At 60.4% G+C, this 19,216-nt stretch carries 23 protein-coding genes and 1 pseudogene; 15 read left to right on the forward strand and 9 right to left on the reverse strand.

The window, feature by feature from the left end; all coding sequences use genetic code 11:
- Positions 1-63 precede the first annotated feature (63 nt).
- From FHX08_RS06175 to FHX08_RS06185, 3 genes are all read right to left on the reverse strand, one after another.
- Complete coding sequence (locus FHX08_RS06175; RefSeq protein ID WP_184327004.1) at positions 64-555, reverse strand: hypothetical protein; 492 nt, start codon at positions 553-555, stop codon at positions 64-66.
- A gap of 274 nt (positions 556-829) precedes the next feature.
- Complete coding sequence (locus tag FHX08_RS06180; RefSeq protein ID WP_184327358.1) at positions 830-1,414, reverse strand: hypothetical protein; 585 nt, start codon at positions 1,412-1,414, stop codon at positions 830-832.
- A gap of 1 nt (position 1,415) precedes the next feature.
- Positions 1,416-1,802, reverse strand: a complete 387-nt coding sequence (locus tag FHX08_RS06185) for an acyl-CoA thioesterase (protein ID WP_184327005.1) — start codon at positions 1,800-1,802, stop codon at positions 1,416-1,418.
- A 298-nt stretch (positions 1,803-2,100) separates the two neighbouring features.
- Here FHX08_RS06185 and FHX08_RS06190 point away from each other — a divergent pair.
- From FHX08_RS06190 to FHX08_RS06205, 4 genes and pseudogenes are all read left to right on the forward strand, one after another.
- Positions 2,101-3,920 (forward strand): annotated as a pseudogene (locus FHX08_RS06190) (methyl-accepting chemotaxis protein).
- Positions 3,921-4,162: 242 nt separating this feature from the next.
- Complete coding sequence (locus tag FHX08_RS06195; protein WP_184327006.1) at positions 4,163-5,509, forward strand: extensin family protein; 1,347 nt, start codon at positions 4,163-4,165, stop codon at positions 5,507-5,509.
- Positions 5,510-5,857: 348 nt separating this feature from the next.
- On the forward strand, positions 5,858-6,241 hold the full coding sequence (locus FHX08_RS06200) for a response regulator (RefSeq protein ID WP_184327007.1): 384 nt from the start codon (positions 5,858-5,860) through the stop codon (positions 6,239-6,241).
- Positions 6,242-6,407: 166 nt separating this feature from the next.
- A complete protein-coding gene (locus FHX08_RS06205; RefSeq protein ID WP_184327008.1) occupies positions 6,408-6,902 on the forward strand; it encodes a sigma-70 family RNA polymerase sigma factor in 495 nt (164 codons plus the stop codon).
- Between the two features lie 26 nt (positions 6,903-6,928).
- Here FHX08_RS06205 and FHX08_RS06210 read toward each other — a convergent pair whose 3' ends face one another.
- Positions 6,929-7,660, reverse strand: a complete 732-nt coding sequence (locus FHX08_RS06210; protein ID WP_312862118.1) for a Crp/Fnr family transcriptional regulator — start codon at positions 7,658-7,660, stop codon at positions 6,929-6,931.
- 189 nt (positions 7,661-7,849) lie between these two features.
- On the opposite strand from FHX08_RS06210, the gene FHX08_RS06215 reads away from it, so the two are divergent.
- Positions 7,850-8,098, forward strand: a complete 249-nt coding sequence (locus tag FHX08_RS06215; protein WP_132651792.1) for a DUF982 domain-containing protein — start codon at positions 7,850-7,852, stop codon at positions 8,096-8,098.
- Positions 8,099-8,104: 6 nt separating this feature from the next.
- On the opposite strand, the gene FHX08_RS06220 is transcribed toward FHX08_RS06215, so the two are convergent.
- Both FHX08_RS06220 and FHX08_RS06225 read right to left on the reverse strand, forming a co-directional pair.
- Positions 8,105-8,626, reverse strand: coding sequence for a DUF1772 domain-containing protein (locus tag FHX08_RS06220; protein WP_184327009.1), 522 nt, complete (start codon positions 8,624-8,626; stop codon positions 8,105-8,107).
- Positions 8,613-8,789 (reverse strand): peptide ABC transporter permease, encoded by a 177-nt coding sequence (locus FHX08_RS06225; protein WP_132651790.1) that lies wholly within the window; start codon positions 8,787-8,789, stop codon positions 8,613-8,615. The genes FHX08_RS06220 and FHX08_RS06225 overlap by 14 nt, the downstream gene beginning before the upstream one ends.
- Positions 8,790-9,222: 433 nt before the next feature.
- On the opposite strand from FHX08_RS06225, the gene FHX08_RS06230 reads away from it, so the two are divergent.
- The 7 genes from FHX08_RS06230 (at position 9,223) to FHX08_RS06260 (ending at position 14,182) form a co-directional block, all read left to right on the forward strand.
- The gene (locus tag FHX08_RS06230) at positions 9,223-9,456 is read left to right on the forward strand and encodes a hypothetical protein (protein ID WP_132651789.1); all 234 of its coding nucleotides are present in this window, start codon (positions 9,223-9,225) and stop codon (positions 9,454-9,456) included.
- 7 nt (positions 9,457-9,463) lie between these two features.
- Positions 9,464-9,754, forward strand: a complete 291-nt coding sequence (locus FHX08_RS06235) for a hypothetical protein (protein WP_184327010.1) — start codon at positions 9,464-9,466, stop codon at positions 9,752-9,754.
- A gap of 91 nt (positions 9,755-9,845) precedes the next feature.
- The gene (locus tag FHX08_RS06240) at positions 9,846-10,328 is read left to right on the forward strand and encodes a GNAT family N-acetyltransferase (protein WP_184327011.1); all 483 of its coding nucleotides are present in this window, start codon (positions 9,846-9,848) and stop codon (positions 10,326-10,328) included.
- A gap of 184 nt (positions 10,329-10,512) precedes the next feature.
- On the forward strand, positions 10,513-11,094 hold the full coding sequence (locus FHX08_RS06245) for a cation transporter (RefSeq protein ID WP_184327012.1): 582 nt from the start codon (positions 10,513-10,515) through the stop codon (positions 11,092-11,094).
- Positions 11,095-11,545: 451 nt separating this feature from the next.
- The gene (locus FHX08_RS06250) at positions 11,546-12,472 is read left to right on the forward strand and encodes an ABC transporter ATP-binding protein (protein WP_184327013.1); all 927 of its coding nucleotides are present in this window, start codon (positions 11,546-11,548) and stop codon (positions 12,470-12,472) included.
- Positions 12,469-13,230 (forward strand): ABC transporter permease, encoded by a 762-nt coding sequence (locus FHX08_RS06255; protein ID WP_184327014.1) that lies wholly within the window; start codon positions 12,469-12,471, stop codon positions 13,228-13,230. The genes FHX08_RS06250 and FHX08_RS06255 overlap by 4 nt, the downstream gene beginning before the upstream one ends.
- Positions 13,231-13,369: 139 nt before the next feature.
- Positions 13,370-14,182, forward strand: a complete 813-nt coding sequence (locus FHX08_RS06260) for an oxaloacetate decarboxylase (RefSeq protein WP_184327360.1) — start codon at positions 13,370-13,372, stop codon at positions 14,180-14,182.
- A gap of 9 nt (positions 14,183-14,191) precedes the next feature.
- Here the strand turns inward: FHX08_RS06260 and FHX08_RS06265 are convergent, their stop codons facing one another.
- Positions 14,192-14,746, reverse strand: coding sequence for an NUDIX hydrolase (locus FHX08_RS06265; protein WP_184327015.1), 555 nt, complete (start codon positions 14,744-14,746; stop codon positions 14,192-14,194).
- Between the two features lie 112 nt (positions 14,747-14,858).
- Here FHX08_RS06265 and FHX08_RS06270 point away from each other — a divergent pair, with 112 nt between their 5' ends.
- From FHX08_RS06270 to FHX08_RS06280, 3 genes are all read left to right on the forward strand, one after another.
- Positions 14,859-15,503 carry a DUF47 domain-containing protein gene (locus tag FHX08_RS06270; RefSeq protein ID WP_132651781.1) on the forward strand — a complete coding sequence of 215 codons (645 nt, stop codon included), beginning with the start codon at positions 14,859-14,861 and terminating at the stop codon, positions 15,501-15,503.
- Complete coding sequence (locus FHX08_RS06275; RefSeq protein WP_132651780.1) at positions 15,503-16,507, forward strand: inorganic phosphate transporter; 1,005 nt, start codon at positions 15,503-15,505, stop codon at positions 16,505-16,507. The genes FHX08_RS06270 and FHX08_RS06275 overlap by 1 nt, the downstream gene beginning before the upstream one ends.
- 146 nt (positions 16,508-16,653) lie before the next feature.
- Entirely contained in the window at positions 16,654-17,175 is a 522-nt protein-coding gene (locus FHX08_RS06280; protein WP_281026252.1) for an NUDIX hydrolase, read from the forward strand.
- A gap of 67 nt (positions 17,176-17,242) precedes the next feature.
- On the opposite strand, the gene FHX08_RS06285 is transcribed toward FHX08_RS06280, so the two are convergent.
- Positions 17,243-17,878 carry a DUF1062 domain-containing protein gene (locus tag FHX08_RS06285; RefSeq protein WP_132651778.1) on the reverse strand — a complete coding sequence of 212 codons (636 nt, stop codon included), beginning with the start codon at positions 17,876-17,878 and terminating at the stop codon, positions 17,243-17,245.
- A gap of 419 nt (positions 17,879-18,297) precedes the next feature.
- Positions 18,298-19,008: a DNA helicase gene (locus FHX08_RS06290; protein ID WP_132651777.1), complete on the reverse strand. Its 711-nt coding sequence runs from the start codon at positions 19,006-19,008 to the stop codon at positions 18,298-18,300.
- Between the last annotated feature and the right edge of the window lie 208 nt (positions 19,009-19,216).

Consider the following 19,216-nt stretch of genomic DNA (forward strand, 5'->3'; position numbering starts at 1 on the left):
CTTGTGGGGAGGGGTTTTGACTTGGAGTTGCGTTCAACGAGATCAAGCAACGCGCAACACCGATCAAACAGCCTCATCCTCAACCGCGCCATTCACCTGCAGGCTGTTCAGCACAGAGAGAATGCCCTGCCAGCTCTGATAACCCGATGTCGGATCGCCGGCGCGGCCCTGTGATTCGATGTCGTCCATCGCGTTGCTGGCAATGCCGAGGAAATCCTGCGAGCTATTGTCATAGGCGGATTTTTCAGCGTCCGAGAAAGGGATCAGGCTGCCGTTCGGCCCGACCTTGCCGAGCGGCACGCCGGACAGTTGCAGCTGCAGCACCTGAGCGAGGTCGAGATCGCCGGAATCATAGAGATCGCCGGTCAGATCGCGCATTTCGGCCGGTGTCATATGGGTGAAATCGTAGGAGCCGCCTTCTTCGTCGCCCGAGCTATCGGCATCGATAGGCTGGTCGAAATCGTCGAGGCTGTCGGAAAAGGCCGAGCCGGTTGTCGTGCTCTTCTTCTGGGTCGAAAAGATAGAGTAATTCGCGGTGCTTCCATCGACGCGCATTGATAGTCTCCTGATCGGGATCATCCTGATGGGACGGACAATGCTTGCCTGTACTTGCGCGAGGCTGGTCGATGGGTGCGTCTGTTCTTTCAACGTTCCAATGAAGATCCCGCCCCAAACCCCTCCCACAAGGGGGAGGGGCTTAATCTGCCGCGCCCGCTTTCCAAGTTTCGACGTTTCCATAGGAGAGAGGCGCTGCCCCGAGGTTAGTCCCTCCTCCTTGTGGGGAGGGGTTGGGGAGGGGCCTTGCGACGGAAAAACCGTTCAAGTGCGTTCAAATCAAATCATAAAGCCGGAAAATCCAGGTGATTTGATAGAGCAGTCCCGCGCTCACGAACACCGCATGAAACCGCCGGTTCGCCGTCCGGGCTGCAACAATGCACAGCACTATATATACCGCATTGCGCAGCGGATATTCCCACCCGAGTGCGGCTAGATACGCCTTGCCCTTCAACAGCGTATCGAGAAAATCCACCACATAGGTCACGGCCAGCATGCCGAAGAACCAGCCGCGCCGCGAGATATAATATTCCTCGTAGCCGCCGTATTCCTCCAGTGTTGTCGGGAAAAGCAGAACGCAGAGGAAGAAGAAAAGGCAGCAGAAGCTGATCAGAAACAGATAGACGCCGAAGGAGATGACGGCGAGCGACTGCAGGCGATATTCCCACCACCAGAAATGGATGATGAAGAGGAACATCGAGGCGACCCAGCCGAGATGCACCCAATAGACCCTGAACTTGCCGGGAGACTGCACGATGCCGCCGAGGCCGGTGAGCAGCCGGGCGAGCGAGAGGCCGATCACCATCGACATGACGGTGCGGATATAGACATAGACCTCCGGTGTCGCCGCCTGCATAATGTCACTCCTGCGGGACGACCTTGGGTTTGCCTTCCTCGTCCAGAGCCACCATGATGAAGGTGCCGGCGGTGACCTTTTCCTGCTGGTTATAGCGAGAGCGATGCGCCCAGGCTTCGACCCTGAGCGTGATCGAGGTGCGGCCGACGCGCTCCACATGGGTATAGATGGAAAGCGTATCGCCGATCTTGACCGGCAGTTCGAAAGCCATTTCCTTGACTGCCGCCGTCACCACGCGGCCCCTTGCGCGCTCGGCGGCGCGGATGCCCGATGCCAAGTCCATCTGCGCCATGACCCAGCCGCCGAAAATATCGCCGGCCGGATTGGCGTCTCCCGGCATGGCAAGCGTACGCAAGGTGAGTTCGCCTGTCGGCTTGGCGGCATCGGTCATCAAGGGCTCCTTATCTCGCCGGTGATTCATCTGGAATCACCGTAATGCAAAGGCCAAGCGGTGCGAAGGCCCGTAAAAATCGGATTCTCAGTGGCATTGCGGCCAGAAGGGCGCCTATTGCCTAAAATTTTCATCAAGTGAAATTCCGTTCAGATTCAGTTATTTGATCTTTCTGACGATCCTCGTTCAATTGCCTCACGTAACGTTATTTAATGATATTCTAATCAAGTTTTACCGTCCGGTAAGCGGCTCATATGAGTATTTGATGATTGTCACATATGAGAGCCGCCGGAACCCCATGCGCAACATCAGGATTTCAACTCGCCTCTACGGCCTCGTCGCCTTTGCACTTGCGGTGCTTGCCGCGACGATGATCTTCTTTCTCAACTATTCCTATTCCGAGCTGGAAGCCGAGCGCAAAGCCGGCCTGGCGCAGATGGATGCGACGGCGCTTGCCATCTTCGACAAATATTACAAGCTGGAGCAGGCGGGCACGATGACCCGCGAACAGGCACAGACGGCGGCCAAGGAAGTGATCGCTTCCATGCGTTATGGCAACGGCACCGGCTATTTCTGGATCAACGACATGCATCCAACATGGTGATGCACCCGGTCAAGCCGGAGCTGAACGGCACGGATCTTTCGCAAAACAAGGATCCGAAGGGCAAGTTCCTCTTCGTGGAATTCGTCAACACGGTGAAGGCGAGCGGGCAGGGCTTCGTTGACTATTACTGGCCGAAGCCGGGCGCCGATCAGCCTGTGTTGAAATATTCGCATGTGGCGGGCTTCCAGCCCTGGGGCTGGATCGTCGGCACCGGCGTTTATGCGGACGACCTTGCCGCGCTTTATCGCCAGAATGCGATCTGGGCCGTGGTTCTCTGTCTGCTCGGCGCCGCCGCTACGCTTTCCATCGCCTATGCGATCGTGCATAGCGTCACCGCGCCAGTCGCCCGCCTGAAAGCGGCGATGAATGCGATAGCCGACGAGAATGCTTCCATCGAAATCACAGATGCCGACCGGCGCGACGAGATCGGCCAGATGGCGAAATCACTGATCGTGCTGCGCGATTCTGTCGCTGAGCGCGCCGAGCTGCGCGTCCGCGAAGATGAACGCCAGCGGGAGATCGAGAGCGAGCGGCGCGGCAACGAGGCGAGCCTGCGTTCGTCTTCCGAACGCCAGAGCGCGGCGATGCGGGCGCTTGGGGCCGGCCTCGAGCGGTTGGCTGCCGGCGATCTGACCGTTGTGATCGACGATCTCGGCCAGGATTATGCGAAACTCCGCTCCGACTTCAATGCCGCCGTCGATGCGCTCAACGGCGTCATCCACGCGATCGCGGAATCGAGCCATATCGTCAACGACAGCGCCCGAGATATCAGCGAGGCGACGGGCAATCTCTCCAAGCGCACGGAACAGCAGGCCGCCGCACTGGAAGAAACGGCCGCCGCGCTCGATGAGATCACCGCCACGGTCCGCATTGCTTCCGAACGCGCAAACGAGGCACGCAGCATGGTGGCGGAGACGAAAACGAGCGCCGGCAAATCCGGCGAGATCGTCCGCAACGCCGTCTCGGCGATGAGCCGCATCGAAGACTCCTCCAGCCGCATCAACCAGATCATCGGCGTGATCGATGAGATCGCCTTCCAGACTAACCTGCTGGCGCTGAATGCCGGCGTCGAAGCGGCACGTGCCGGCGAAGCGGGCCGCGGCTTTGCGGTCGTGGCGCAGGAGGTGCGTGAACTGGCACAGCGTTCGGCCAATGCCGCCAAGGAAATCAAGGCGCTGATTTCGAGCTCGGCTGCCGAAGTCGAGGGCGGCGTGGCACTGGTGCGCTCCACCGGTGACGCGCTGGTCGAGATCGAGGCGCTGGTCAACCGGGTCAATGCTCATGTCGATTCCATTGCAACGGCCGCCCGCGAACAGGCGACCGGGCTGCAGGAGATCAACACCTCGGTCAACCAAATGGACCAGATGACCCAGCAGAATGCGGCCATGGTGGAAGAGACGACCGCTGCCAGCCAGACGCTGGCGGAGGAAAGCCAGCAGTTGCGGGCGCTTTTGTCGAAATTCCGGCTGCGTGGGCAGGCGGGGCAGGATGTGCGATACGGTCGGGCTGCCTGACCGCCGTTGATGATCTGACGAACAAAGGGCCGCGGCAGCGCGGCCCTTTGTTTTTCCACCGAAGTCAGATGAGGCTTCCGGTAGGCGTCTGGTTGTGGGTAATCAGGCAGTGGCTGTTTGCCGCCGGAAACAGCGAGCGCCGCACGCGTAAAGCTTTCATTCACCGTTTTTAATTAAATTTGAATCGAGGTTTTCAGATCACAGGCCGCCCTCAATAAGAATGGAACGCGGAAGCGATAAGTATGGCGTTTGTCTCCCTTCTCCAGCGTACCGCCCTGCCGCTCCTGCTTTCTGCGGCATTGACGACCTGTTCGATCAGCGACGGGCTGGTGCCGCCTGAAAATGTCGATAGCAGCACGCGCGTCAGCTCGATTTCACCGGCACGCGGCGGGGCCGCGCGCATGGCGCCGGTCCAGAGCCAGCAGCCCTATCCCGTCACCAGCGCGCCGGTCGGCAATACGCAAGGGCAGATCGACTATCTCAACACGCCGAACCTTGCCGGAACGGGGACGCGGCAATCAGCGCCTATGAGCACGCCGCAACAGGGGCAGCGGCGTCTGCCGATGATCGACAGCGACGAGGCGCTCGCGCAACAACAGGGGCAGGGCCGGCAGGTCGCCTCGAACGGCAATTGGGGCGGCGTGAAGCCGCTCGCCATTCCGCAAGGCGGCGTCAATATGGATGAGGAGCTCGGCGCCGGGGCGGGCAATGAGCCGGTCGTCGGGCTGGCGCAGGACGAACAGCAGCAGATCGCCGAGGGCAATGCCACCGAGCCAGTCATCGATGGCATCGGCACGGATAGTCCGAGGCAGCTCAACCAGCGATCCATGCCGCAGCCGGTCGCAGCCAGCCAGATGAGCCGCGCGCCTATGCGGGCAGCCGGCAATCGCGCCCAGACCTGGAGTGACGGCAGCCCTGTCGTGGCGCCGGCGCGTGTGCCTGAAGAGGATGAGCCGGAACAGGTCGCCATGCTCAGGCCGAACAATCCCATGATGAGCGAGCCGGCGGTCCCCGTCGACCCCCGCGTCATGCCGGCCTCCGAGCTTGCCTGCCGGCGTGAGCTGAAGCGCATGGGCGTGATCTTCGAGGACCGGCCGCCGATCTCCAACGGTCCGGCCTGCCAGGTGCCTTATCCTGTGTCGCTGAAGGGCCTTTCCGGCAATATCGGCGTCAAGCCGGCGGTGGTCCTGAACTGTCAGGTGACGCTCGCCTTCGCCAAATGGGTGAAGAACGAGCTCGCCCCCTCGGCCCGCTTCCGCTATTGGACCGGCATCCAGACCATCGAGCCGCTCGGCGGCTACTCCTGCCGGCGCATGAACAACAGCCTGCAGAGATACAATCCGATTTCCGAACATGCGAAGGGCAATGCGATCGATGTCGGCAAGTTCGTGCTGAAGGACGGCCATGAGATCGACGTGCGCAAGAAGGGGCTGTTCTCCTTCCGTGAGGGCCGGCTGCTGAAGGCGGTGCGCAGCGACAGTTGCGCCTATTTCACGACCGTGCTCGGCCCGGGCTACAATCCGGAGCACTGGAACCATTTCCACTTCGATCTGATGTCGCGCCGAGGCGGGAAGACTGTCTGCAAGTAGGCCGATCAAGGGAAACTATCAGTTACCTCGATCATTGGTTGCCCGCGTAGATCAATTGATATTCTCAGAGCGTCTCGACATGACCGGCATCTTCCGCCGCTCGTCGGCTTTCCCGGCACCGGCAAGTTTACCATTGCCAAACACCTGAGCCCGCTGTTTTCGGCTGGTGGCCAGCCGAACGTAATGTGCGTGCCGGCAGTTCACCAGGCTTGCAATCGTCGTCCTGGCGAAAGAGACCGCTTTTATCCGTCCGTCGCGGCCGGCCGAGATCTTGCGCGGGAAACAATTGGTGCGGTGAGCAGTTAGGATACGCAACCTGATCCCGGGATCAGGTGATTGCGGGGATGGATGGAGATCGGCGGCCTCGGGCTCCTGGCGGAAAAGCATCTGCTCATTGTGGAAGGCGGCGACCTGATCGCCGACGCAGTGCGGCTTGCTCTGGAGCGGGCCGGGGTCATTATCGTCGGGCCTGCGTCATCGGTTGAAATCGGGCTGGCGCTGTTGGAAATTGCCAGGATCGATGGCGCCATTATGGATATCCGCATCGAAGCTGAAACGGTGTTTCCGCTCGTCGAGCGGCTGCAGGATGCGAGGATTCCCTTTGTTTTCGCTATATCGCACGCCGATGCTGATGTTGCCACGCCATACGGCGGTTACCGGCTGAGCGAGAGCCCCGCCGCCCTGGCCGAGATCGCCAGGGCGCTCTTCGGGCCGCCCGAGGACGCCGGCTAAGACCGGTCATTCAGATCCCGCATACCTGCCGATTGTGCGATATCGTACCAAGGCCTCTGTTTATGGAACGAACAGAAGGCTGCCCACTTTCCCTGAAGATCGAAGGCCCTCGATATCCGGGGGTCTCAAATCGAGGCCCTCCATATCAGGGTCGGGGAGCTGGGAGATGAAGCATTCCGACGGCATTCTTCAAGAGGAAGTGGTCAATCTCATTCCGGCGCTCAGGGCCTTTGCCCGCACCTTTTATCGCTCGCCCGCAGATGCAGACGATCTCGTGCAGGAAACGCTCGTCAGGGCGCTCGGCAATATCGAGCAGTTCAAGCAGGGTACAAGGATGAAATCCTGGCTGTTCACGATCATGCGCAATGCCTTCTGCACGCGCTTCCGCCTCAGACAGCGCGAGCCGCTTGGTGCGGAGGAATGCGTCTCATTAGGGGGCAGCGTGCCTGCCGATCAGGAATGGCATCTGCGCGGCCATGAGCTGGAAGCTGCTTGTGGACGCCTGCCGGAGCCTTATCGCGCCGCCTTCGCTTACATTTTCGTGGACGGACGCTCCTATGAGGAGGCGGCAGTGCATTTCCATTGCCCGATCGGCACCATCAAGAGCCGGGTGAACCGCGCACGCCAGCGCATTGCGCATGACATAGGCTATTATCAGTAGGTGGATCGCGCTGGTCCGAACGAACGCTAAACGGTATCCGGCTGCCTGAGTTCGCCGATCAGACGGCGATATTCCTGCTCGGCGCGACCGTAGGAGTCGCCGGCAAATTCTTCAAGGCCCGTCCGGTCGCGAACAGTGACCATGCTACGCTCCGACCAGATGAGCAGCCTGCCTTCGAGCCCATGCAGCGCGGTGGTGATGCTGGCGCGCCTGACGGACAGCATGAGAGCCAGGAACTCGTGCGTCAGGTCGATACGGTCGCCGTCGATGCGGTCGTGGCACATCAGAATCCAGCGCGCCAGCCGTGGCTCGATGGAATGATTGGCATTGGCAAGCGCGGTGAAAGCCGTCTGGACGATGAATGTCTGGACATAGCGGTTCAAGAGCCTGCGCAGCGACGGCGCGGCCCTCATGGCTTCCTGCAGCGGCTCCACGGCGATGCGAGAACCGTGCCCTTCCACCTGCATGAAAGCCTCGAAGGACGCCTGCGTGCCGTCGAGGATCGGCATCAGCGGCACGATGCCTTCTCGCCCGACGACGCCAACCTCGCTCGATAGTTTGTCCGCCGACTTCGCGATGATCGAGGCGATGCCGTCTTCGATGAAGTAACAATGTTTCACCAGATCGCCTGATGTCGACAACGCGAGGCCGCGGGGCAGGGCAAACGGCTCCAGGTGGGGGGCCAGATGCCGTCTCGCCTCGTCGTCCATCCTTCCGAGCAATATATTATGGCCGGTTGCGTAGAAGGTCTTGTCCACGATTTTCCTCTTCGTGAAACAGACGCGGAGAACAGCATATAGTTCCCGGTTGCGATCGATTTCGGTGGGCGATCCTGCGGCTCCGGCCTGTCACCAAATGGTGATCCTGGTTGGGACATTCTGCGGGAACTTTGTGCTGATCTTCGCGTTTGGGCAAACGATCGATACCGGGCGGCGGCGCTATTCATCATGCCAGATTGGACAACACCCCTGCAAATCCGGCTCCCAGGCCAGGAGAGCCTCATCACCGTGCGTGGAACGGGCCACGCGGCAGCACTTCTCGCCGAAAAATGGCCCGTCACCCACGGTCTTGCCTTCGAGCGTGCGCTCGCTTCTTTTGCTGCCGTCACCGAAGGCCAGCTTCGGCCCGACGAGGCGCGGGAAGCCTTCATCGATGCGGCGGATGCCGCCGGCGTCCGCTGGTTGAGCGATGCCTGATCGCCGTCATGCGTCATGCCGCTGGGGCATGAGCAACGCCGCCGTGAGGAACAGGAAGCCGAATCCCTTCAGCGCCGCCACCACCATGTGACCCGTTTCCCAGCGGTGGCGCACCGCCTCGAAATCCGGGGGCAACGGCCCGGCCGTCCAGAGGGACAGGATGGCGTTCATGGGGGCAACGAGCACGAACCATGCCGTAAGCGCTGCGGCAAAAAGGGCTGTCCCGCAGAGAGCGAGCGCGAAGGCCGGTCGCTCGTCATAAAGCAGGAAGGCAAGCAGGACGCTGCAGAGAATTGCCGCAACATCGACCGGTGCGCCGAGGAGGGCGAAATATTCGAACTGGCCGTTGAAGACAGTCGCTTCCCGCCAGAGCTCTGGCGACCAGACTGCAAGCCGCGGGCCAGCTTCCAGAACATGGGCGTAGGATGGGCCGAGGCTGAGGGCGGCGAGAAACAGCGTTGCAATGCCGAGGCCGGGAATGAACCGCTCTTTACCGGATGCGCCTGCGCGAGCTTCACGTAAAGACATAGAGCACCAACCCCAGCAGGACACAGCCGGCAAGGCCGGCGATGAAGATTACGCGCCGCGTTCTCGTCCGCAGGATGATTTCACCGCCGCGCGCATCCTGTGCGGAAAAGACCCTGTCTTCGGTATCACCGCTGTCGGCAGAAGCGGATTTTTCCTCTGTCATGGCCATGCCTTTCCTTTCCCGATCACGACCGAACATTGGGCGCGCTCGCAGGTTCCAGCGCGCAAGGAAAGGATCGGGTGAGGGCAGATCTTTTGGCGTCCTGTCGCTGTTTCGCGGTTGAAAGGACGCCGCAGCAAGGGTTTGCGAGGCAGGGAACCCCATATGGGAAGGGACGGGGCGGGTTCCCTGCCGTCCTGGCGGGCGACGGCGCGGGACGAGCGCCGCCTGCAGGATGTTGCCGAACAACGGTGGAGCAAAAAAGTTTCAAACGCGTATGTTTTTTCTCTCGCCGACGACGGGAGGCGCGCTTGCAGGCCCTGAGCTTGGGTATATGACAGATAGGGAAAAAATTTTTGCGTTCTGCATTTTGCATGGAACTCTCTGGTCCTTCGCGCGTTTGGCAGCATCTTCAAGGAGCGATCGGGAGGAAACAATGCAGCCGAATATCAGAACGGATGCGCCTGACCGCTGGATTGGTGCCGTGGAGCTTGCGATCGTGCAGAAGGCCTTCAACAGGCTTTGTGCGGAGCGGGGTCTGTCGCGCGACTGCAAGGAAGCGCGTGAACTCGCTCGTGTAACCATCGACCTTTACCGGCAGGGCGCCGACAGCGAGTACAAGCTGCACACCATGCTGTCAGGTTCCGATTTCAAGACACCGGCCCTGTGAGGGGCGAATGGGCAATATCGTCACATTTCCGCGCCGAAACCTGCGGACGCCACGTCCATCTTATGTCGGCTCGGCAAGGCAGGTAGAAGGAAGGATCGCCATTCTGGAGACGATCGCGAAGATCGCCGTTCGCGATAGCGCCTTCACTCCCTATGAACAGGCGGCGCTGCTGGCAAAGCTGAGGACCGCCATCCGGTCGGAATGCGTTACCCATAAGCTGTCGCCGGAAGAGCAGTTCGAAACGATCCGCTATGCCGAGCGGCTTCTCCACGATATCCTCGATAGCCTCAACGACTGAACAACTCCTTCAACGCCGTCTTATTTCGTCCTGACGCTTGCGGGTGCCATTGCAGTTGCGGAGCGCCATCGGCTCATGCAAACATGCGGCCATGCTGATCCGACCTGCCAGAGCGGAAGACCGCAGCGCCATCTGGATGATCCTGGAGCCTGTCATCCGGGCAGGCGAAACCTATACGCTCGATCGCGACATGAACGAGGCCGATGCGCTCGACTATTGGCTCGGCGCAGACAAGGAAACCTTTGTCGCCGATGACGGCGGCAGCATCATCGGCACCTATTATATCAGGGCCAATCAGGCGGGTGGCGGCGATCATGTCTGCAATTGCGGCTATATGACCGCGCCGGCAGCAGCGGGGCAGGGTGTCGCGCGCATCATGCATCAGCACTCGCTTGCCCATGCCCGCCAGCGGGGCTTCCGGGCCATGCAGTTCAATTTCGTCGTCAGTTCCAACGAGCGAGCGGTGCGGCTCTGGCAATCGCTCGATTTTCAGGTGGTCGGCCGGCTTCCGGGAGCGTTTCGGCATCCGACGCTCGGATTTGTCGATGCGCTTGTGATGTTCAGGGAACTATAGGGTGCTGAGTTAAGGCCCGCCCCACAACGGGAAGGGCTTAACCTGCCGCACCTGCTTTCTAAATCCTCGACGTTTCAGGATGATCGAGGCCATGCCACGAGGAGGCCCGACCCCTTGTGGGGAGGAGTTGGGAAGGGTATTCAAAAACACCAAGCCAGCGGGATTCGGGTAGGTGGTCGACAACATGGAGCAGGCTCTTCGGCGCACCGTCTTGACGGTCGCGCTTCTGAATCTCGGTTATTTCGGTGTGGAATTTGCCGTAGCGCTGGCGATCGGCTCCGTCTCGCTGCTCGCCGACAGCGTCGATTTCCTCGAAGATGCGTCGGTCAATCTGCTGATCTTCTTTGCCATGGCATGGTCGGTGAAAAGCCGGGCGCGGGTCGGCATGGGCATGGCAGGCATCCTGCTGGTACCGGCGCTCGCCTTTCTGCTGACGGCATGGGGCAAGATCGTCCATCCGGTGCCGCCGCTGCCCTTGCCGCTGTCGCTTGCGGGGCTTGGTGCGCTCGCGGTCAATCTCTTCTGCGCCTATATTCTTGCAGTCCACCGTCATGTCGGCGGCTCGCTGACGCGGGCTGCATTTTTATCGGCCCGCAACGATGCGGCCGCCAATGTCGCTATCATCGCCGCTGGTCTGGTAACGGCCTATCTCTGGCATTCGATCTGGCCCGACCTCATCGTCGGGCTTGCCATTGCGTTGATGAACCTCGATGCGGCGAGGGAAGTCTGGGAGGCGGCTCGGGAGGAGCATGCGGGGGTGCCTTAGGCTGCGTTTTTTCGGACGAAGCAGCCGACACCAGAAAAAGAAAGCCGGCACAGGGCCGGCTTAGACGAACGCGGCTGAACAGGGGATACTGGCCGGTTCCAGGCATTTCGTGACTGACAATAAATTTCACTACAACGCCGAGGCCAGCGGAGAAGGCGCAACGAGATCGCCATGAGGGCGGCTCCGCAAAGGGGTGGGCGGCGGGCGGATGCCGGTGCTGTCCTCGGGTGTGTTTATGAGGGACGAACATCACCGATTGATGACATCGGCAAGGGAGAGATGATTTTCTTTTCATCAGCCGATTTGCCGTGTGGATAGGCATCCGATACCGGCTATGGTCGGCGGAAAGCGCGATGGTGTGAATTCTGTGTTCAGCCCCCTTGGGATGTCAAAGGTTCACAAAGGGGCTATATAGCGGGCGAAATTCGATCTGATATCCGCGAAGAGCCCCATGGCACCAATCATTTCCGTTAAAAACCTCATGAAAACCTATTCGAATGGCTTTCAGGCGCTGAAGGGCGTCAACCTCGAAATCGAGCGCGGCGAAATCCTGGCGCTGCTCGGGCCGAACGGGGCAGGCAAGACGACGCTGATCTCGATCATCTGCGGCATCGCCAATCCGAGCGGCGGCACCGTCACGGTCGACGGCCACGATGTGGTCAGGGATTTTCGCGCCACGCGCGCGATGATCGGCCTCGTGCCGCAGGAGCTGACGACCGATCAGTTCGAGACGGTGTGGAACACGGTCAGCTTTTCGCGCGGCCTGCACGGCAAGAGGCCAAACCCCGCCCATATCGAGAAGGTGCTGCGCGCCTTGTCGCTCTGGGACAAGAAGGACAATACGCTGCGCCAGCTTTCGGGCGGCATGAAGCGGCGCGTGCTGATCGCCAAGGCGCTGTCGCACGAGCCGACAATCCTCTTCCTCGACGAGCCGACGGCGGGCGTTGACGTGACGCTGCGCAAGGACATGTGGCATGTCGTCGAGCAGCTGCGGGCCTCGGGCGTCACCATCATTCTGACGACGCACTATATCGAAGAGGCGGAAGAGATCGCCGATCGCGTCGGCGTCATCAATGGCGGCGAGCTCTTGCTCGTCGAGGACAAGGTGGCGCTGATGGCCAAGCTCGGCCGCAAGCAGCTGATCCTCGAGCTCAACGATCCCCTGGATAAACTCCCCGACTGTTTTGCCGGCAACGGCCTGTCGATCGAGGCGGAAGGTAACAGGCTCGTTTATGAGTTCGATACGCGCAACGAGCACGAAAGCGTCGCCTCGCTGCTGACGCGGCTTGGCCAGAACAACATCAATTTCCGGGATCTTTCGACGCGCCAGAGCTCGCTCGAAGACATCTTCGTATCGCTGGTGGGAGCGGCAAAATGAACTTCGAAGCGATCAAGTCGATCTATTTCTTCGAGATGGCGCGCACGCGGCGCACGCTCCTGCAGAGCGTCGTTTCACCCGTTATTTCCACTTCGCTCTATTTCATCGTCTTCGGGGCTGCCGTCGGCTCACGTATCCAGGAAGTGGAGGGGGTTTCCTACGGCGCCTTCATCACGCCCGGCCTCATTATGCTGACGCTGCTCGGCCAGTGCATCGGCAACGGCTCCTTCGGCATCTATTTCCCGAAATTCACCGGCACGATCTATGAGATCCTGTCGGCTCCCGTCGCCATGGTGGAAATCCTGATCGGCTATGTGGGGGCGGCGGCCACCAAGGGACTGATCATCGGCGTCATCATCCTCCTGACCGCTAATCTTTTCGTCGATATCAGGATCGAGCATCCCTTCATGATGGTGCTGTTCTTCCTGCTGACGGCGATCAGCTTCAGCCTGTTCGGCTTCATGATCGGCATCTGGGCGACGAATTTCGAGCAGCTCAACCTCATCCCCATGCTCGTCGTGCCGCCGCTGACCTTCCTTGGCGGCAGCTTCTACTCGATCAACATGCTGCCGCCCTTCTGGCAGGCAGTCAGCCATTTCAACCCGGTGCTCTACCTCGTCAGCGGCTTCCGCTGGAGCTTCTTCGGCATTGCCGACGTCAACCCGCTGATCAGCCTTGGCATGATCTCGCTGTTTCTGGTGATATGCCTCACGACGCTCGGATGGATTTTCAAGACGGGATACAGGCTGCGCAACTGACGCATGGCGACGGCCAGCGGTGAAATCCGCTAAAGCAGCATTTGTTTGTTCATATTCTGTTCTTAGCTGCTAGGCTGTCTCTCACTGTCATTTGCAGAGGAGGAGAGTCGTGGCAGAACAGCAGGTGAAGTTCGAGTGACTGAAGGCATTGCATCAACGGAGCGAGGCATTCGTCATGCCGAACCCGTGGGATGCAGGCTCGGCTCGAATTCTGGCTAACCTTGGTTTTGAGGCCTTGGCGACAACCAGCGCCGGTTACGCCTTTTCGAAGGGCAAGCGGGATTCCTTTGCGAGCCTGACGCGCAGCGAGATCCTCGACAACGCTGCCGAGATCGTCGGGGCAAGCGATCTTCCGGTGTCTGCCGATCTCGAAGACGGATTTGGCGCGGCACCCGAGATCTGCGCCGAGACGATCCGGCTTGCTTCCGCGATCGGACTGGTCGGCGGATCGATCGAAGACGCCACCGGCGATCCGTCAAGGCCTATTTATGATCTCGCGCAGGCCGTCGAGCGCGTGCAGGCCGCGGCGGAGGCGTCGCGGAAACTGCCTTTCCTGCTGACGGCGAGGGCGGAGAATTTTCTTTGGGAGCGGCCCGATCTCGACGACACGATCCAGCGGCTGCAGGCTTTCTCGGCAGCCGGCTCGGATGTGCTCTATGCGCCCGGCCTGCCTGACATCGACACCATCCGAACGGTCTGCGCGGCTGTCGACAAACCCGTCAATGTGGTGATGGGGCTGAAGGGGCCGCGCTACAGCGTTGCCGAACTCTCGGCGGCAGGTGTGCGCCGGGTAAGTGTGGGCGGATCCTTTGCGCGCGCCGCACTTGGCGCGCTGCTGCGGGCGGCCGAGGAAGTGAAGTCGTCGGGCACCTTCACTTATGCCGCCGATGCGATCCCGGCGGCCACCCTCAGCCGGCTCATGTCGCAGGAGAAGCAGGTCGACCGGGAGTAGGGCTGCTCATCAGCCCTTCTTCTTGCGCTGCCCCTTGCCGTGCCGGGGGTGGAAATCGACGAGCAGGGATTTTAGCTCGAGTTCGCGCACGCGCCGGGCCGCTTCGTCCGGGCTCACCCAGTCGAGCACGCGCTGGCCGACTTCCCTGAATTGGCTCTGTGCGGCCTCCACCTCGATCTGGAAGATATCGACGATACAGGGAACAACGTCGCCGTCATCCAGTTCCTTGAGGTAGGTGTAGCGGCCGACCGGCTGTTTTCTGACGGTTCCGCGCACGCCGGCTTCCTCCCAGGCCTCTATGGCGGCTGCCTCATGCGGCTTCTTCTTTTTCATCGGCCAGCCCTTGGGAATGATCCAGCGGCCGCTGTCGCGCGTGGTGACGACGAGGACTTCGATTTCGGGGTAATCGGTCTCCGGACCGCCTTTCCTGTAGCGGAAGCAGAGCGCGCCATATTGCTGGCGAAAGGCGCCGGAGAACAGCTTCTCCGGTCGTTCTGCAAGCTGCTTCAGCAGGGGGCTTGATGAACCGGCGCGAGACTTTGCGCCTTTTTTACTGGATTTCATGACATCCAGCATTGCCAATTTTTACTTTTTCGATCAATTGCCTGCGACGGTTTATGACACATTTATGACATTCCCTCATGACCGTCGTGCACACAGGGAAGGATCGCCTGAGATGATGAGCGTGTTTCGCAAGATGATGCCGCGGGAGGACCGCTTCTACGAGATGTTCTGCAGGCATGCGAAAACCGTCGTAGCGGCAGCCGAAGCGATGGAGAAGCTCCTGAGAGGCGAGGCGGTCGAGGAGAATTGCGATCGCATCATCGCGCTGGAAGACGAGGCTGACCAGATTACCCGCGAGGTGCTGCTTGCCATCCGCCGCAGCTTCATCACGCCCTTCGACCGCGGCGATATCAAGGATCTGATCCAGTCCATGGATGATGCGATCGACATGATGCACAAGACCGTGAAGATCATTCGCCTCTTCGAGCAATCGCGTTTCGATCCGCTGATGCAGCAACTCGGCGGCGAGATCGTCAAGGCGGCGGCCCTGATGCAACAGGCGATAGGCCTGCTCGACAAGATCGGCGCCAATGCCTCGCGGCTTTCGACCATCGCCGAGGAGATCACACGAGTGGAAGGCCGCGCCGACGAGCTGCATGACGAAGGGCTGAAGGAGCTCTATCACCGCCATGGCGCCAGCGGCAATGCCATGGCCTATATGATCGGCAGCGAGATCTACTCCAATCTGGAAAAGATCGTCGACCGGTTCGAGGACGTCGCCAATGAAATCAGCGGCGTCGTCATCGAGAACGTCTGATGGAAGCCTCTCTTTCCCTTCCGCTGCTGATCGCTCTCGTCGGTGTGGCGCTGTTCTTCGATTTCCTCAACGGGCTCCATGATGCGGCAAATTCGATTGCGACCATCGTTTCCACCCGGGTTCTGCGGCCGCATTACGCCGTCGGCTGGGCGGCTTTCTTCAATTTCATCGCCTTCCTGTTTTTCGGCCTGCATGTCGCCGAAACGCTCGGCACCGGCATCATCGATCCCTCGATCGTTTCCCCGCAGGTGATTTTTGCGGCGCTGATGGGAGCGATCGTCTGGAACATCGTCACCTGGCTGTTCGGCATTCCCTCGTCTTCGTCGCATGCGCTGGTCGGCGGGCTTGTCGGGGCGGGATGGGCAAAGGTGGGCTTCAGCTCCATCGTCTGGGGCGGGTTGTTGAAGACGGTCGGCGCGATCGTCATGTCGCCGGCAATCGGTTTTCTGCTCGCGCTGTTCTTCGTCCTCGTCGTCTCCTGGCTCTTCGTGCGCCAGACACCCTTTGCGGTCGACCGCACCTTTCGCTTCATGCAGTTCATCTCAGCCTCGCTCTATTCGCTCGGCCATGGCGGCAACGATGCGCAGAAGACAATGGGCATCATCGCCGTTTTGCTCTTCAGCCAGGGGCAGCTCGGTCCGAGCTTCCATGTGCCGCTCTGGGTGGTCATATCCTGCCAGTCGGCCATGGCGCTGGGTACGCTCTTCGGCGGCTGGCGGATCGTTCACACGATGGGCTCGAAGATCACGAGGCTCAATCCGATGCAGGGCTTTTGTGCCGAAACCGGCGGGGCGCTGACGCTGTTCGGCGCGACATGGCTCGGTATTCCCGTGTCGACGACCCATACGATCACTGGAGCGATCATCGGCGTCGGCGCCGCGCGGCGTCTTTCGGCCGTGCGATGGGGGATAGCCGGCAATATCGTGATTGCCTGGGTCATCACCATGCCGGCTGCCGCTGCCATTGCCGCCGCCTGCTATGGCATTGCAAGCCTGTTTGCCTGACAGCGGGGGCGTTCGATGCGCTCATACCCTAATTTTGCGGGTCGCTATTTTCGATTTTCTGTTGCGCTCTATTCTCTATGCAAGGAAAGGGAGAAACCGAGCGGCCTATGCATCCACCCAGGCATCCACCTGAATTGAACGCGAAAATGCCGGCGAGCGCGGGTGGCCGCAAGGTCGACCAGAGTGGCGCCATCTGCTGCCGGGTCGAGAGGGGCGGAAAGTTGAGTGTTTTGCTCCTCACCAGCCGGGATACCGGACGATGGGTGATCCCGAAGGGCTATCTGCAGAGGAAGGAAAAGCCCTATCGCTGCGCCCAGCGCGAAGCATTCGAAGAAGCGGGTATCATCGGCAAGGTCAGGAAGAGGCCCCTTGGCTACTACACCTACCTGAAGGATCAGGAGACATCGCTGGCGGTTTCGGTCCACCTGCTGCGGTTCAAAGAGGAAAGCGACCGCTTTCCGGAATGCACCCAGAGGCGGAAGATCTGGATTGCTCCGGCAGAGGCGGCTCTGCTCGTCGAGGAGCCCGAGCTGCAGGCGCTCTTCCGCTTGATCGATGCGGACAATCCGCTTACGTCGCAGGACAGGCTGAAGCCGCGCCGGATTGCCGGGCGGCGGCCAACGGCCGACGCGGCAGTCTCGCTCGCCACGTTGCCGAGCTCGCACTGACAGCATTCGACCGATGCGGAATGCGCATTGGAGTGACGAAGGCCCGACATGCGGGCCTTCGATTGTTTTACCGGGGGCTGCCTGTCGCCAAAGGTCCCCAGGAGAGCTTCCGATCCGCTGTCGTCGCAAGGTCGATCGTCACCTCGGTACCGCTCCTGATACGCCGCCGCAGGATATCGGCGCGATCAGGACTGACCTGTAGCAGGCCTTTCTCGTGGAGCGTCTGGAGCCGCGTACGCGAAAACTTGAGCTCGCATGCCAGCAGACGGTCGAGGCGTATGCTCGCAGGCAACGGCACCAGCAGTTCGATTTCCAGCCGCGTCCAGCCGACAGCTTCTCGCATCACCTGCCTGGCGATGTCGAATTCAGGGAATTCGTCGATGCGCTGCGATTTGCGTTTCAAGGCATCGAGGTTGAAGCTCTCCATCCGGATCCATTCGACATCGTTGGACTGCAGCGCTTCCAGAGTGGCCGGATCGATATCGCGGACGTTCTGGCGCTCGAAGAGCGGCCGGTTCCACGTCTTGTCGCAGGTAAGGCATTTATAGATCAGCCAGGCATCCAGCTTGCGGCCGTTGGCATTGAGCCGGGTCTTGCCGCTAGATTGAAAGGCTCTCAATCCGCCGCATCCGCCGCACGCTATCCAGGGTTGGGGAGCAGTTTTCGGCGTAACAGTCCATCGAACCCGTAAAGTATCGCACATAAGCCTTGGTCTTCCGTTCGGAAGTCCACCAAGATGGCGCGAGAGAATACCTTGAGGGCGCGGTGTGGCGATGCCTTGGGTGGTTGAAGAGCAGACACAGCGGGGCTGCACTGGCGATCGGAACAATGCCAAACCGGTCTCTTGCCACCACCCGATGAACGCATTCATACGCCGACAGCTGTCGCTGTCAGGCCGTACGGGTGAAACTGGATTGAGACCGGTTCTTACTTAGGCAAAGTCTACCTCGATGCGCCAATGCTCTTCGACAGCAGGGATAGCAAATGGTTTGGCTGAATGGGAGCGTCATATCGCAGCTCCGGCGCGGGAGCTGCGATATGCGGCATTTATGCAACTTTGTGCTGAAGGTGCGTGCGTTGCAGCCGAGAGCCGGCGCCCAAGCGAGGCCGGCCCCTTTGGTTTTAAGCGACGTGCTGAAGCTGGACTTCGCGATCGTGCAGGAAGCAGGCCTTGGTGAAGAGCCTGAGATCAAGCTGGTTCGGCAGGCGGATATCGGTCAGATCCGGTAAGCCCTTGCTCTCGGCCTCGAAAGACCGGTCGATCTGCGAGATGAAGGCCAGCACGATACCGGTTTCGCGGGCAAAGCTTCTGATGGCGGTCACTTGTTCCGAAAGGCTCGGCTTGATGCGCTGCTGGTCGAGGATCTGCAGATAGTCAATGACAGCGACCGTTCCCCGTGGGGCATCGGCGAGATGGCGCATGATGTAATCGGCGCTGATCTCGTCCGAGGTGACGATCTCCACCTTATCGCCAAGCGCTTCCCCTTCGGGCAGGGCGTGGATGCGCTTCATGGTCTGCTTTTCGGTGTATTCGAGCGTGAAGAAGGTCGCCCTTCGCTCCTTTGCGACGGCATCGAGCAGAAGCTGCAGGCCAAGCAGGGTCTTGCCGTGGCCTGGACGGGCGGCGATCAGCAACAGGTCGCCATCCGCAAGCTGTGACAGCATGGATGTTGTCGATCCCTCGATTTCATAGCGCGAGGCAAGCAGGCTCCAGGCCGGAAAACCTTCTTCCTCCGCGATACGGTCCAGCGCCTGATGGAGCGGAATCGTATCGGTCCGCGCCAGCACTTTCGCCCGGCGCTTCAATTGATAGATGGGTGCAGACAATTTCATTGAAACCTCCATTGCGAGCCGGAAACGCAACCCCTCCTTATGCGGTGCTCGAACAGATGGTTCTGTCGTGGATTACCCCGCATGGACGATGCTTCCCGGATGGAGGGAGGAGGCTTGGGTGGAGCCTTGCTCAAGAGGTAGCGGGATCAGCGATTCGCGACAAGCGGGAAATGACGGGAGGCGGCAGGGGCTGGGGCTGACGCCGATA

The sequence above is a fragment of the Rhizobium sp. BK529 genome (genome assembly GCF_014194105.1).
In the GTDB taxonomy this organism is placed as follows: Bacteria; Pseudomonadota; Alphaproteobacteria; order Rhizobiales; family Rhizobiaceae; genus Rhizobium.